The 13,166-nt window shown below is 37.0% G+C and carries 14 protein-coding genes and 1 riboswitch; of the genes, 12 read left to right on the top strand and 2 right to left on the bottom strand.

All coding sequences use genetic code 11. From position 1 onward, the window contains the following. The first annotated feature begins 17 nt into the window (after positions 1-17). On the top strand, positions 18-563 hold the full coding sequence (locus C1726_RS02845) for a histidine phosphatase family protein (RefSeq protein ID WP_102271777.1): 546 nt from the start codon (positions 18-20) through the stop codon (positions 561-563). 811 nt (positions 564-1,374) lie between these two features. Here C1726_RS02845 and C1726_RS02835 read toward each other — a convergent pair. After that, positions 1,375-2,970 carry a catalase gene (locus C1726_RS02835; RefSeq protein ID WP_102271775.1) on the bottom strand — a complete coding sequence of 532 codons (1,596 nt, stop codon included), beginning with the start codon at positions 2,968-2,970 and terminating at the stop codon, positions 1,375-1,377. A 216-nt stretch (positions 2,971-3,186) separates the two neighbouring features. Between C1726_RS02835 and C1726_RS02830 the strand changes: the two genes are divergently transcribed. The 4 genes from C1726_RS02830 to C1726_RS02815 all read left to right on the top strand — a co-directional run bounded on the left by C1726_RS02830 (position 3,187) and on the right by C1726_RS02815 (position 5,896). Beyond that, the gene (locus C1726_RS02830) at positions 3,187-3,447 is read left to right on the top strand and encodes a metal-sensitive transcriptional regulator (protein WP_053475300.1); all 261 of its coding nucleotides are present in this window, start codon (positions 3,187-3,189) and stop codon (positions 3,445-3,447) included. A gap of 66 nt (positions 3,448-3,513) precedes the next feature. Further along, positions 3,514-3,873, top strand: coding sequence for a rhodanese-like domain-containing protein (locus C1726_RS02825; RefSeq protein ID WP_102271774.1), 360 nt, complete (start codon positions 3,514-3,516; stop codon positions 3,871-3,873). Positions 3,874-3,896: 23 nt separating this feature from the next. Next, entirely contained in the window at positions 3,897-4,193 is a 297-nt protein-coding gene (locus tag C1726_RS02820; protein ID WP_102271773.1) for a rhodanese-like domain-containing protein, read from the top strand. A gap of 50 nt (positions 4,194-4,243) precedes the next feature. Further along, positions 4,244-5,896, top strand: coding sequence for a CoA-disulfide reductase (locus tag C1726_RS02815; RefSeq protein WP_102271772.1), 1,653 nt, complete (start codon positions 4,244-4,246; stop codon positions 5,894-5,896). Positions 5,897-5,968: 72 nt separating this feature from the next. Here the strand turns inward: C1726_RS02815 and C1726_RS02810 are convergent, their stop codons facing one another. Then, the gene (locus C1726_RS02810) at positions 5,969-6,439 is read right to left on the bottom strand and encodes a hypothetical protein (RefSeq protein ID WP_102271771.1); all 471 of its coding nucleotides are present in this window, start codon (positions 6,437-6,439) and stop codon (positions 5,969-5,971) included. Between the two features lie 189 nt (positions 6,440-6,628). Between C1726_RS02810 and C1726_RS02805 the strand changes: the two genes are divergently transcribed. The 7 genes from C1726_RS02805 (at position 6,629) to C1726_RS02775 (ending at position 12,997) form a co-directional block, all read left to right on the top strand. Continuing rightward, a complete protein-coding gene (locus tag C1726_RS02805) occupies positions 6,629-7,237 on the top strand; it encodes an SAM-dependent methyltransferase (RefSeq protein WP_102271770.1) in 609 nt (202 codons plus the stop codon). Between the two features lie 81 nt (positions 7,238-7,318). Beyond that, on the top strand, positions 7,319-7,546 hold the full coding sequence (locus C1726_RS02800) for a sulfurtransferase TusA family protein (protein WP_102272341.1): 228 nt from the start codon (positions 7,319-7,321) through the stop codon (positions 7,544-7,546). A gap of 60 nt (positions 7,547-7,606) precedes the next feature. Then, on the top strand, positions 7,607-8,086 hold the full coding sequence (locus tag C1726_RS02795; protein ID WP_102271769.1) for a DsrE/DsrF/DrsH-like family protein: 480 nt from the start codon (positions 7,607-7,609) through the stop codon (positions 8,084-8,086). A gap of 75 nt (positions 8,087-8,161) precedes the next feature. Further along, positions 8,162-8,731: a sulfurtransferase TusA family protein gene (locus C1726_RS02790; protein ID WP_102271768.1), complete on the top strand. Its 570-nt coding sequence runs from the start codon at positions 8,162-8,164 to the stop codon at positions 8,729-8,731. Positions 8,732-8,780: 49 nt separating this feature from the next. Then, positions 8,781-9,908 (top strand): MBL fold metallo-hydrolase, encoded by a 1,128-nt coding sequence (locus C1726_RS02785; protein ID WP_102271767.1) that lies wholly within the window; start codon positions 8,781-8,783, stop codon positions 9,906-9,908. 129 nt (positions 9,909-10,037) lie between these two features. Continuing rightward, positions 10,038-10,814 (top strand): sulfite exporter TauE/SafE family protein, encoded by a 777-nt coding sequence (locus C1726_RS02780; protein ID WP_102271766.1) that lies wholly within the window; start codon positions 10,038-10,040, stop codon positions 10,812-10,814. Positions 10,815-11,009: 195 nt separating this feature from the next. Beyond that, positions 11,010-11,094, top strand: a riboswitch (cyclic di-GMP riboswitch). 73 nt (positions 11,095-11,167) lie between these two features. After that, positions 11,168-12,997: an EAL domain-containing protein gene (locus C1726_RS02775; protein ID WP_180968080.1), complete on the top strand. Its 1,830-nt coding sequence runs from the start codon at positions 11,168-11,170 to the stop codon at positions 12,995-12,997. Positions 12,998-13,166 lie beyond the last annotated feature (169 nt).

The following is a 13,166-nucleotide window of genomic DNA, read 5'->3' as shown; positions in this document are numbered from 1 at the left end:
AAGAAAGCAGGGGGAATATGGAAAAGAAGATTTATGTCATTAGACATTGCCAAGCTGAGGGGCAACCACCCGAATCACAATTGACAGCAGAGGGCAAAAAGCAAGCAGAAGAGCTTGCAGATTTTCTTTGCTCTATTAAAGTGAACAGAATCATTTCTAGCCCTTTTTTGCGTGCTGTCGAAACAATTATGCCTTTAGCTCAAAAGGAAAATATTGAAATTGAGATAGATGAGCGATTAGCAGAACGTGTCCTTAGTGCCAATTCCATGCCGGATTGGCTGGAGAAACTTAAGGTGACATTCAGTGATATGGATTTAAGGTATGAAGGCGGAGAATCAAGTAAAGATGCGACGAATCGTATCGTAGAAGCAGCAAGTGAAATTTTCGCAAGTCAAATACAAAGAACAGTAATTGTTACTCATGGGAATATCATGTCATTACTTTTAAATCACTACAATAAATCTTTTGGTTTTAACGAATGGCAGCAGTTAAGTAATCCAGATGTGTTTCTATTGCGTTTTAAAAATAAGGAAGTACATACTGAAAGAGTATGGCGGGATTAAAAAAAACGAAGAGTTTTAAATATATAAAGGGGTCTTCTATTTCTCTTTATTTAACCCGATTTTATCCGCATTCGTCTCGTGTACGGACACGAAAGGATAAGAAAGAATCGATTAAGTCCGAAGTGGACACAAGTTTGGACACGAAAGCTCAAGAAAGCATCCATCAAGTCCGAAGTAGACTCAGATTCGGACAGGAAAGCAAGAAAAGGCATCCATCAAGTCCGAAGTGGCCTCAGGTTCGGACAGGAAAGCAAGAAAAGGCATCCATCAAGTCCGAAGTAGACTCAAGTTCGGACAGGAAAGCAAGAAAAAGCATCCCCCAAGTCCGAAGTAGACTAAAGTTCGGACAGGAAAGCAAGAAAAGGCATCCCCCAAGTCCGAAGTGGCCTCAAGTTCGGACACGAAAGCTCAAGAAAGCATCCCCCAAGTCCGAAGTAGACTCAAGTTCGGACAGGAAAGCAAGAATAAGCATCCCCCAAGTCCGAAGTAGACTCAAGTTCGGACAGGAAAGCAAGAAAAGGCATCCATCAAGTCCGAAGTGGCCTCAAGTTTGGACACGAAAGCAAGAAAAGGCATCCATCAAGTCCGAAGTGGACTCAGGTTCGGACACGAAAGCTCAAGAAAGCATCCCCCAAGTCCGAAGTAGACTCAAGTTCATAAATGAACGTTACAGAAACCGATCGATAAAACAGTCTAAAATGAACACAAGTTCGGAAGCTTTAGAAACCTCCGAACTTGTCCCACCCTATTTTTTCGTTATTAATTACTTGCAAACTGTCACTAAGTTACTATTTTCCACCTTGTAGTAAATTCAATATGGCTCTGCCTCATGCCCTTTTTCAATTGCCATCTTAGGTGCTTGATCCCCACCTCTGTTCCCTAGTGGCTTTTGGTTAGAGCCATCCTTGGATGCCTGAGCTAACCCTTCTCTTAGTTTTCTGCCATATTCTTCGTCTGCTTCCTCAGCCAGTGCAATCATCTTCTCTTGTATTCGCTGATCGCAAGTTGAAAGGTCTGTAATAAGGTTTGTTAGCAGCTCATCCTTTTCCCATTGTTCAAATCTGCGATATGTTTCACCCGCTTGCTTTGTATTGCTTTGCTTGTCGATGGATTGGCGGACAAGCTTGCCTTCAATATGCGGAGTGTATTCTTTTCCCACTTGTTCAGCTTCTTTTAATCCGCCTAAGATCGATGGTTCATAATTAATATGCGGGTTTTGTCCAGGGGCGCGATCCACTTTATATTGCATTTGACCGCCGCTTTGATTGGTTGCTACCCGCTTTTTTGGTGCATTAATTGGCAGCTGCAAATAATTGGCTCCGACACGGTGGCGCTGTGTGTCTGAATAAGAGAAGGTACGGCCCTGTAGCATTTTGTCATCTGAAAAATCAAGTCCGTCTACAAGGACGCCTGTGCCAAATGCAGCTTGCTCTACTTCTGTAAAGTAGTCCTCAGGATTTCGATTTAAGATCATTTTTCCAACTGGAAGCCATGGGAACTGATCCTCTGGCCAAAGCTTTGTATCATCGAGTGGATCAAAATCCAATTCAGGATGCTCGTCATCGCTCATAACTTGAACAAGAAGCTCCCATTCAGGGTATTCTCCACGTTCAATTGCATCATATAAATCCTGGGTCGCATGATTAAAATTCGTTGCTTGAATTTCACTTGCTTCCTTCATAGTTAGGTTTTTAATCCCTTGCTTCGGTTCCCAATGATATTTGACAAGGACAGCTATTCCATCATTGTTTACCCATTTATAGGTGTTCACACCAGACCCCTGCATCATCCGGTAGTTGGCTGGAATCCCCCATGGAGAATAAACAAATGTCACCATATGGAATGTTTCAGGAGAGCTCGCACAAAAGTCAAAAAAACGCTGACTGTCTTGAATATTGGTTATTGGATCAGGCTTAAATGCATGAATCATATCAGGAAATTTAATTGCATCTCTAATAAAGAAAATTTTTAAATTATTCCCTACGAGATCCCAGTTTCCGTCTTCTGTATAAAATTTGACCGCAAATCCACGTGGGTCACGAAGGGTTTCAGGTGAATGCCCGCCATGGATAACGGATGAAAATCGCACGAACACAGGGGTTTGTTTTCCTTTTTCTTGAAATAATTTTGCACGCGTATATTTAGATACTGGTTCATTTCCGGCTGTTCCATATGCTTCGAAATAACCGTGAGCTCCAGCACCTCGGGCGTGAACGACACGTTCTGGTACACGTTCTCGGTCAAAATGGCTGATTTTCTCAATGAAATCGTAATTTTCTAATGTAGCTGGCCCTCGATTTCCGACTGTCCTTATATTTTGGTTATTTGTAACTGGATGACCTTGCCGGTTCGTTAACGTATTATCATTTTCTACGTTTGTTTCATGGTTATTTTGTTCATTTGTCATCATCCTATCTCCTTCGGTGTAAATAGACATACCATTACTAGTATTTTTAAACTACATAGGCTATTTTCCCCAGTTAAGATAAAAAAATTCATTTTTAGTTTAAAATGTTTAGTTGACAATATACCTATAAGGGTATATTATAACGATATAAAATCCATACTAATTCTGCACTGCTAGGTAATAAGGTACGAAAAAGTTATAGAAAGGGGTTATACCATGGAATATAATGACCAAATCAAAAATAGAGTAAAGCGAATGGAAGGGCAGTTAAGAGGGATTTTAAAAATGATGGAAGACAATAAAGATTGTAAAGAAGTGATTACCCAATTGTCAGCCGTTCGTTCAGCAGTCGATAGAACAGTAGGTGTTATTGTTAGTTCAAATCTAGTGGAATGTGTTCTCGAGGCGGAAAGAAATGGAGAAAAAACAGATGAATTGATAAAAGAAGCAGTCAACCTGCTTGTGAAAAGCAGGTAATAAAGAAGAAGGAAACTTCTTTTTTTAAATATCTATATACCTGTAGGGGTAATTGGAGGACGAACAATGGAATATTTAAAGTATATTATTTTTGTGCTTGTCATTCTATTAATTTTATCACGGATGTTACCGACAAAAGGTGTGAGACAAATCAGTACATCAGAATTGAAAAAAGAATTAGCTAATAAAAATAAACAATTTATTGACGTAAGAACACCTGGAGAATTTAAAGCAAACAATATCCGTGGTTTTAAAAATATTCCCCTTCACCAATTAGCTCAAAAAGCAAATGAGCTGTCAAAGGAGAAAGAGGTAATAGTGATCTGTCAAAGCGGTATGAGAAGTGACAAGGCTAGTAAATTATTAAAAAAATTGGGTTTTAAAGATATAACAAATGTTAAAGGCGGCATGAGCGCCTGGTCGTAATGAAGAAGAGGAGGAAATGAAGGATGAAAACATTAACTGCGAAAGAAGTAGAAACTTTTTTAAATGAAGGAAAAGAACTTCATATTATCGATGTTCGAGAAACAGAAGAGGTTGCTGAGGGAAAAATACCCGGAGCAGTGAATATCCCCCTAGGGTTAATTGAATTTCGTATGCATGAGTTAGAGAAGTCAAAGGAGTATATTATGGTTTGCCGATCTGGTGGAAGAAGTGGGAGAGCAGCACAATTGCTTGATAGCCATGGTTTTCAAGTTATTAATATGACTGGTGGAATGCTTTCTTGGGAAGGAAAAGTTGAATAATAACTGATAGGAAACAATACCTAAGCAGGTATATATTTGGAGGGGAATTTATGAAACAGAAAATTATTATCGTTGGCGGAGTTGCTGGGGGAGCAACGGCTGCTGCAAAGCTAAGAAGAATAAGCGAAGATGTAGAAATTATTCTTATTGAACGCGGTGAGTATATATCATTTGCTAATTGTGGCTTGCCATACTATATTGGTGAAACGATTAAAGAAAGAGGAAAGCTATTAGTACAAACGGTTAAAGGCATGTCTGAACGTTTTAATATGGATATCCGTAATTTAAGTGAAGTTATTGAGATAGATTCAAAAAATAAAAAAGTTACTATTAAAAACCTGCAAACAGGTGAAATGTATACTGAAACATATGACAAGCTTCTACTATCGCCTGGAGCAAAACCAATTGTTCCGCCAATCCCTGGTATAGAAGAAAATGAAACATTATTTACGCTTAGAAATATTCCGGATACAGATAAAATCAAAAGCTATGTTGATAAGCAAAATCCTAAGAATGCTGTAGTGATCGGAGGAGGATTCATAGGAATAGAAATGGCTGAAAACCTCGCGGAAAGAGGGATAGAAGTAACCATTATCGAGATGGCTAATCAAATTATGGCACCGATTGACTTCGAAATGGCCAGTATTTTGCACAATCATTTAATCGATAAAGGTGTGAAGCTAATCTTAGAAAATGGAGTCCAGTCATTTGCTGACAATGGCAAGAAGGTTATCTTGTCAGATGGATCGGAAATAGAAACAGATATGACGATTTTGTCTATTGGCGTAAAGCCGGAAAATGAATTGGCAAAGGTTGCTGGTCTTAAGTTAGGAGAACGTGGTGGAATCATAGTCAATGAATTTCTTCAAACCTCGAATGAGGATATTTATGCAGTTGGTGATGCGGTAGAGGTAGTCGATTACATTAGTGGCATGAAGACGATGATTCCGCTTGCTGGCCCAGCTAATCGCCAAGGCCGGATTGCCGCAAATAATATGATGGGCAAAAAAGAGTCGTATCAAGGAACGCTAGGGACTTCCATTGCGAAGGTGTTTGATTTAACTGTCGCTTCAACTGGAAATAATGAAAAAACATTAAAACGTCTAGGCATCCCCTATGAGGTTGTTCACATTCATCCAAGCTCTCATGCAGGGTATTATCCTGGTGCTGCACCGATCTCATTAAAACTAATTTTTGATCAAGAAACGGGGAAGATTTTTGGGGCTCAAGCGGTTGGAGCAGATGGTGCGGATAAAAGAATAGATGTAATTGCTACAGCAATAAAAGGCGGATTAACCGTCGAAGATTTAACTCATTTAGAACTGTCTTACGCCCCGCCCTATTCCTCTGCAAAAGATCCAGTGAACATGGCGGGATATGTGGCAACGAACGTCATGGAGGGGGAATTAGAACAGGTTCAATGGCATGAGATCGATGAAATGATTGCTAAAGGTGGATTACTAATTGACGTTAGGGAAGCAAAAGAACGTGAAAATGGATTTATTGCCGGTTCAATAAATATTTCATTAAATGAACTTCGTGAGAATTTAGACAAGCTACCGATGGATCAAACGATTTTTGTTAGTTGTCAGGTTGGTCTAAGAGGGTATTTAGCAAGCAGGATTCTTAAAAATAATGGGTACCATGTTAAAAATGTAGATGGCGGATGGAAAACATATTCTTCTGTTTTCGGACGCAATTAAGAGGCATTTTTCTATGAAAACGGTAAAAATGTTTTAGCCTAAAAAGCAGGGGGATTTCCATACAAATGAAATTTACCTGCTTTTTTTAGTCAATTTTAAATGATCAATTTTAAATTGGTACCCATAAATAATAAGGGCATAACTAATAAATGAGAAAAATATATACTTCGGTTTAAAGTTGATTAACTTATAGAGATTGAACTTTTCAAATAAATAATTTAATGGAAATGAAAATAGGATATCCATTATGACATTCACTAAAAGGTATTTTTTAAAGTTTCCATAGGTGAAATGAAAGATCCATATCGTGCCGGCTAGAAAAGGACCAAAAATGAAACTGGAGTCATTCCATATTTTCTGTTTAATTCCGCCCTCAACAATCCACCATTTGAATGGAAGGGACAAGGCACACATTCCTTGAACAAGTATGGAAGCAAATAAGGAAACAGGAAGAAATTTATTTAATGATTTTTTTGGTATATACAAAATTGATAACCAGGGAATAATAATTTGAAGCAGTCTTATTATATGAGCTAATTTCATTTTATCTCCACCATCTCTTTAAGTTAAAAAGGAAACCCTTTGTTGTTATTTTCTAATGATAGTGATTTTTTATTCAATAAAATAGTATGAAACAAACAAATTGACTAACAAATAAATTACCGTTAATATACCCTTATGGGTAATGGTTATAAAGTTTATACAAAAATGATTTAACAAGGAGGATAGAAAATGAATCCATGGAATAAACGTTTTCAAGATGATAGCTATGTATATGGGACGGAACCGAATGTGTTTCTAGCAGAAACACAGAAACGGCTTCAATTAACAGGTAATGCCCTAGCTATTGCTGAAGGGGAAGGCAGAAATGCGGTATTTTTAGCTGAACAAGGCATGAATGTAACTGCGTGGGATTATGCAGAATCTGGGCTGACAAAAACGAAACGGCTTGCTGAAGCCCGGGGTGTAAGCGTTCATACTGAGCTTGTCGATTTAAATGAAGCCCATTGGAAGAAAGATGTATGGGATGAGCTAGTATGTATTTTTGGTCACTTCCCAAAAGAATTACGAATGAAAACACTTATGGGAATTAAAGAAGCAGTTAAGCCAGGAGGATATTTTATATCTGAGGTATACTCTAACTGCCAAATTCCTTACCAAAGCGGGGGACCTAAAGAGATAGGCTTTTTATATACCCCTGAAGAATTTTTGCAAACTTTTTCAGACTGGCGTATTGTTCACTTCTTTATGGGAGAAGTTGTACGAAATGAAGGTGAACTGCACAAAGGCTTGTCCCATGTGATTCAGTTTGTAGGGCAAAAACCTCTTAAAAATAAATAAAACTTTTGATTGACTTTCTTTTTTTCTTTTAGTAATATACCCATAGGGGTAATGGTAAAAATGAAATTTGGAGGAATTAAAATGACAGTAGATAAAGTATTAGATGCAAAAGGTTTAGCATGTCCAATGCCAATCGTTAAAACAAAGAAGGCAATAAATGAACTAGTATCTGGTCAAGTCTTAGAGGTTCATTCAACTGATAAAGGTGCAAAAAATGACCTAACTGCATGGGCAAAATCTAGTGGACATGAACTTTTGAAGCATGAAGAAGAAGATAATGTGCTGAAGTTTTGGATAAAAAAGGGATAATTTTTTTGATTCATAGATACCTATACGGGTAGTCGTAAATTTATTTTATAGGAGGAAATTATGAGCGAAAAGAAAAAAACAACGATTGTATTATTCAGTGGGGATTACGATAAGGCAATGGCGGCATATATCATTGCCAATGGTGCAGCAGCCTATGATCATGAAGTAACGATTTTCCATACATTTTGGGGATTAAATGCCTTGCGTAAAGAAGAGCAGATTGACGTTAAAAAAGGCTTCATGGAAAAAATGTTTGGCAAGATGATGCCTAGAGGTGCAGATAAAATGGGGCTTTCCAGAATGAACTTTGCTGGTTTTGGTCCTAAAATGATTAAAGATGTCATGAAAAAGCATAATGCGATGTCTTTGCCTCAGCTAATTGAAATGGCGCAAGAACAAGAGGTTAAGTTAGTCGCATGTACGATGACAATGGATTTATTAGGGCTGCAGCAAGAAGAACTATTAGAGAATATTGAATACGCCGGAGTGGCCGCCTATTTAGCAGATGCAGAGGATGGGAATGTAAACTTATTTATCTAATAAAAATATACAAGATTAATATTTTTTAAGAACAATAATACCTGTATAGGTATATAGAGACTAGGGGGCTTAATAATGGAGACTATTAAAGCAAATGTACGATTAGATGCAAAAGGATTAGCATGTCCAATGCCGATTGTGAAAACAAAAAAGGCGATGAATGAATTGGAAGCTGGACTTGTTCTAGAAGTTCTGGCCACTGATAAAGGCTCTAAAGCAGACTTAAAAGCTTGGGCTGAGAGCAGCGGTCATCAGTATTTGGGAACACTTGAAGAGGGTGATGTATTAAAGCATTATTTAAGAAAGTCATCTAGTGATGAAATGATTGAGAAAAAGCATCGAAATGTAATAAATAATGAAGAGCTTGAGAAAAAAATAAATACGAATGAAAATATTGTTGTACTAGATGTAAGGGAAGCGGCAGAATTTGCATTTAACCATATTCCAAATGCATTGTCTATTCCGTTGGGAGAATTAGAAGATCGATTATACGAATTAAACAAAGAGGATCACATTTTCGTTATATGCCGTACAGGAAGCCGAAGCGATCTTGCTGCCCAAAAGTTAACAGAAAAGGGTTTTATTCATGTAGTTAATGTTCTGCCTGGTATGAGTCAATGGTCTGGGGAAACGGGGAGTGTTTAAAAAAAGTAAAAAAATTTTAATTAATAATATACCATAGGGGGTAACTTGGATGTCTGTTAAACCAATGACAGCAAATGAAGTGACAAGAAAAGTTATTAATAAAGAAGAATTATTTATTTTAGATGTGCGAAATGAAGCAGATTTTGCAGACTGGAAAATTGAAGGAGAAAACTTTGACTATTTAAATGTTCCTTATTTCGAATTACTTGATGGGGTTGAAGAAATGCTAGATAAGCTGCCTTCTGGTAAAGATATACTCGTTGTATGTGCAAAGGAAGGTTCCTCTATTATGGTAGCAGATATGCTATCTGCAGCAGGCTTAACAGTATCCTATCTAGAGGGAGGGATGAAGGCTTGGAGCGAACACTTAGAGCCTGTGAAAGTTGGGGATCTAGACAACGGTGGAGAAATCTATCAATTCGTTCGTATCGGTAAAGGCTGCTTATCCTATATGGTTGTTTCTAATGGAGAAGCCGCTATTATCGATGCTACACGTATGATTAATCATTATCTTGAATTTGCAAATAACTTGGATGTAACGATAACACACGTATTTGATACACATTTGCATGCTGATCATATTTCTGGCGGCAGAATGATTGCGGAAAAAACAAATGCTGCCTACTGGCTGCCTCCTAAGGACGCAGAGGAGGTAACCTTTGATTACAGTCCGCTTGAAGATGGAAATATCGTGACAATTGGAAATACAGCTATTAATATTCACGCATTATATTCTCCTGGACATACAATTGGTTCCACATCCTTTGTCGTTGATGAAAAGTTCTTGCTTTCAGGGGATATTCTATTCATTGATTCGATTGGAAGACCTGATCTTGCTGGAATGGCGGAGGACTGGGTTGGTGATCTCAGAGAAAGTTTATATTCAAGCTATAGAGAGCTTTCCGAGGAACTCATCGTTCTGCCGGCTCACTTTATGATCATTGATGAATTAAATGAAAATGGAAGTGTTGCGGAAAAATTAGGCACTTTGTTTGAGAAAAATCATGGGTTAAACATTGAAGATGAAAACGAGTTTAGAAAACTCGTAACAGAAAACTTGCCGCCGCAGCCAAATGCCTATCAGGAAATTCGTCAAACAAATATGGGAAAGATGAGTCCTGATGAAGACCAGCAGCGTGAGATGGAAATTGGTCCTAATCGCTGTGCTGTTAGATAAATCTTAATGAAGGCTTAACAAATGACCTCTAATATAAGTGGAGAAAACACATTAGTAAAAGTCTAGAGCAAAATAATCTAATATAAAAAGGGAACCTGAACTGGTTCCCTTTTCTTAGGAGGAAAAAGGATGGATGTTGAATTTATTATTACAATTTTTTTAATTGGATTTATTGGTTCTTATATTTCTGGGCTGCTAGGGGTAGGCGGATCGATTATTAACTTCCCGATGCTGCTGTTTATTCCCGCAGCACTTGGAGTGGCAAATTTTAGTTCACATGAAGTTTCTGGAATAACAGCCATTCAAGTGTTTTTTGCAACGATTGGCGGTGTTTGGGCATATCGTAAAGGTGGATTTTTAAATAAAACTTTAATTGCTTACATGGGTATTAGCATTCTGATTGGCAGTTTTATTGGCGGATTGGGATCAACTCATATGACTGAAGGAGGAATCAATGTCGTTTATGGAATTCTTGCTTTAATTGCAGTAGTCATGATGTTCATTCCCAAAAAAGGCATTGATGATATTCCCATAGAACAGGTGACATTTAATAAATGGCTTGCCGCAACACTTGCATTAATCGTTGGTATAGGGGCAGGAATCGTAGGTGCAGGAGGCGCATTTTTGTTAGTGCCCATCATGCTTGTTGTGTTAAAGATACCTACACGTATGACTATTGCATCCTCACTAGCCATAACATTTATATCATCCATTGGTTCAGCGGTTGGGAAAATTACGACAGGGCAAGTTGAATATGTTCCTGCACTTATCATGGTGGCTGCAAGTCTCATTGCATCCCCTCTTGGTGCTTATTCAGGCAAAAAGATAAATACAAAAGTGTTACAGATGATTTTAGCGGTATTAATTTTAGCAACTTCAGTGAAGATTTGGATCGATATATTATAATTTAATTGTTCAAAAGAAAAAGACGTCATTGATGCGTCTTTTTCTTTTGAACAATTAAGTAACAATAAAAACTACTCTTTTCAAATTTGAAACGGCTTGTGTATAATTAAGGGTAGTAGGTATATATGCCTGTTTTTTTATTGAGGAAGCAGGATGAAAGTAATGTTAATGAAGAAGTAAAGAATAATTGAATAATAAAGTTAAAGGCAAATTTATCGAAAGATAAAGACGCAAAGCTAAAGGGGCTTCGATTTACTAATCATGCCAGCCAGTTACCGATAAATTTATTAGAGACTAATCGGTATTTGTTTAGTCTTTTTTTTATGAATAATTATTAAAATTGGAGGAACATGATGAAAATTCCTTTAAGCCTGAGCTTACTCTTATTGAGTGTATTACTGATCAGCTATTTAAAATATCGTTATACAATTGAAATAAAAGCTCGGAGAAAAGCGGAAGAAATAATTGAATATATGACAACCCATGATACGCTAACTGGATTATCCAATCGTTATCATTTTCATAACTGTCTTGAATCCGAATTAAGTAACAAATCAATAAATAGTTTGGCTGTTATCTTTATAGATTTAGATCGGTTTAAAACAATTAATGATACAATGGGACACGGAATAGGCGATCGGTTATTGCAAGAGGTCTCTAAAAGATTAATGAAATGTATATCCGCAGAAGGGAAGTTGGCGAGGATTGGAGGAGATGAATTTCTTATATATATACCTAACTTGGATCGCATGAAATTTCCTAATTATGCTGAGTCTATTTTAGGTTATTTTTCTAAACCATTTGAAATAAATGAACATGAAATTTATACAACACTTAATATAGGCATTAGCTTTTATCCGAGTGATGGCAAGGATGGAGAAACTTTAATTAAAAAAGCAGACTCTGCCATGTATCAAGCAAAACGTGAAGGTAATAAGTATCAATTATATCATTCCATGCAAGTAGAACAAATGGCTGAAAAACTAGATGTAGAAATGAACCTTAGGAAAGCATTGGAACATGAAGAACTCTTTCTATGTTATCAGCCAAAAGTGAATCTCTCTTCAGGAAAAATTACTGGTGCAGAAGCATTAATCCGGTGGAATCATCCAGAAAAAGGATTAATTTCACCAGCCGAATTTATACCACTTGCTGAAGAAACAGGGCTTATTATACCGATTGGGGAATGGGTAATACGAACCGCTTGCATGCAAAGCATGTCGTGGCAGGATGCTGGGATGCCCCCTTTAGTCATGTCGGTCAATCTGTCTGTTCGTCAATTATATGAGCCGAATATTGTTGAAGTAATTAAAGGAATATTAGAAGAAACGAAATTACAGCCTGAGTATCTTGAAATTGAAATTACTGAAAGTATGCTTATGGATACAGAACAAGGTCTAAAATTCTTGAAGGAATTAAAGGGTTTAGGTGTGCAAATTAGTTTGGATGACTTTGGCACAGGGTATAGCTCTCTTCATTATTTAAAAGAGTTTCCTATTAATAAACTTAAAATTGATCAATCATTTGTTCGTAATTGTACGTTCGACTCTAACGACGAAACCATTGTAAAAGCAATTATTGCGATGGCTCATCAGTTAAAACTTGAAGTTATTGCTGAAGGGGTAGAATTAATTGAACACCTTATTTTTTTGCAAAGAATTTTATGTAATGAGGCACAAGGATACTTATTTAGCAAACCATTATCAGCTGAAGAATTTGTACATAAATACGAGAATATTGAACAGATTGTCATTAATTATGGGATTCCACAAGAATTATCTAATCAAAAGTGGATGGAGGAAGCTGTAGAAGTTGATAGGCGAGAATTAATTGATATGGTCAGACATCAGCAAGGGATGATTTTTAAGTTTATTAAAGAAGACGAAAAGTTTATCCATACATTATGTGCCGGTGAGCTAACATATCAGATGGGATTGCTTCCTGAGAAAATTATCGGAAGGGAACCGATTGACTTTCTTCCAATTAGCAATGCCTTGGAAAAAACGAAATTTTACCAAAGAGCATGGGACGGGGAGGAAAATGTCTTATATCAAGGAAAGCTAAATGGGGTTCATTATATTGCCTCATTACGTCCGATTCGCAAGGGCGGAAAGGTTATTGAAGTAATAGGTACTTGTATTGAAATAACAAAAATAAACAGAAATGATAAAATACTGAATTAAATTAGCCTATGATAATTTTCAACTTTGCAGAAAAAGACCTTACATGGTCTTTTTTTATTGGAAAGTTTAATAATGAAAAAATATGATCCTTTTTAGTTATTGCTAAGGATATTGAAAATGTGTAGTATTATTCTGAAAGAAAAAGGTTAAATATTATTATCCTCATTAT

Source organism: Cytobacillus massiliigabonensis (assembly GCF_900199725.1).
Lineage (GTDB): Bacteria > Bacillota > Bacilli > Bacillales > Cytobacillaceae > Cytobacillus > Cytobacillus massiliigabonensis.
The sequence above is the reverse complement of the archived record's forward strand: the minus strand, read 5'-3'. Positions and strand labels throughout refer to the sequence as shown.

Coding starts and splice junctions, on each gene's coding strand:
- C1726_RS02845 (WP_102271777.1), top strand. CDS start 18: ATGGAAAAGAAGATTTATGTCATTAGACATTGCCAAGCTGAGGGGCAA.
- C1726_RS02835 (WP_102271775.1), bottom strand. CDS start 2,970: ATGACAAATGAACAAAATAACCATGAAACAAACGTAGAAAATGATAAT.
- C1726_RS02830 (WP_053475300.1), top strand. CDS start 3,187: ATGGAATATAATGACCAAATCAAAAATAGAGTAAAGCGAATGGAAGGG.
- C1726_RS02825 (WP_102271774.1), top strand. CDS start 3,514: ATGGAATATTTAAAGTATATTATTTTTGTGCTTGTCATTCTATTAATT.
- C1726_RS02820 (WP_102271773.1), top strand. CDS start 3,897: ATGAAAACATTAACTGCGAAAGAAGTAGAAACTTTTTTAAATGAAGGA.
- C1726_RS02815 (WP_102271772.1), top strand. CDS start 4,244: ATGAAACAGAAAATTATTATCGTTGGCGGAGTTGCTGGGGGAGCAACG.
- C1726_RS02810 (WP_102271771.1), bottom strand. CDS start 6,439: ATGAAATTAGCTCATATAATAAGACTGCTTCAAATTATTATTCCCTGG.
- C1726_RS02805 (WP_102271770.1), top strand. CDS start 6,629: ATGAATCCATGGAATAAACGTTTTCAAGATGATAGCTATGTATATGGG.
- C1726_RS02800 (WP_102272341.1), top strand. CDS start 7,319: ATGACAGTAGATAAAGTATTAGATGCAAAAGGTTTAGCATGTCCAATG.
- C1726_RS02795 (WP_102271769.1), top strand. CDS start 7,607: ATGAGCGAAAAGAAAAAAACAACGATTGTATTATTCAGTGGGGATTAC.
- C1726_RS02790 (WP_102271768.1), top strand. CDS start 8,162: ATGGAGACTATTAAAGCAAATGTACGATTAGATGCAAAAGGATTAGCA.
- C1726_RS02785 (WP_102271767.1), top strand. CDS start 8,781: ATGTCTGTTAAACCAATGACAGCAAATGAAGTGACAAGAAAAGTTATT.
- C1726_RS02780 (WP_102271766.1), top strand. CDS start 10,038: ATGGATGTTGAATTTATTATTACAATTTTTTTAATTGGATTTATTGGT.
- C1726_RS02775 (WP_180968080.1), top strand. CDS start 11,168: ATGAAAATTCCTTTAAGCCTGAGCTTACTCTTATTGAGTGTATTACTG.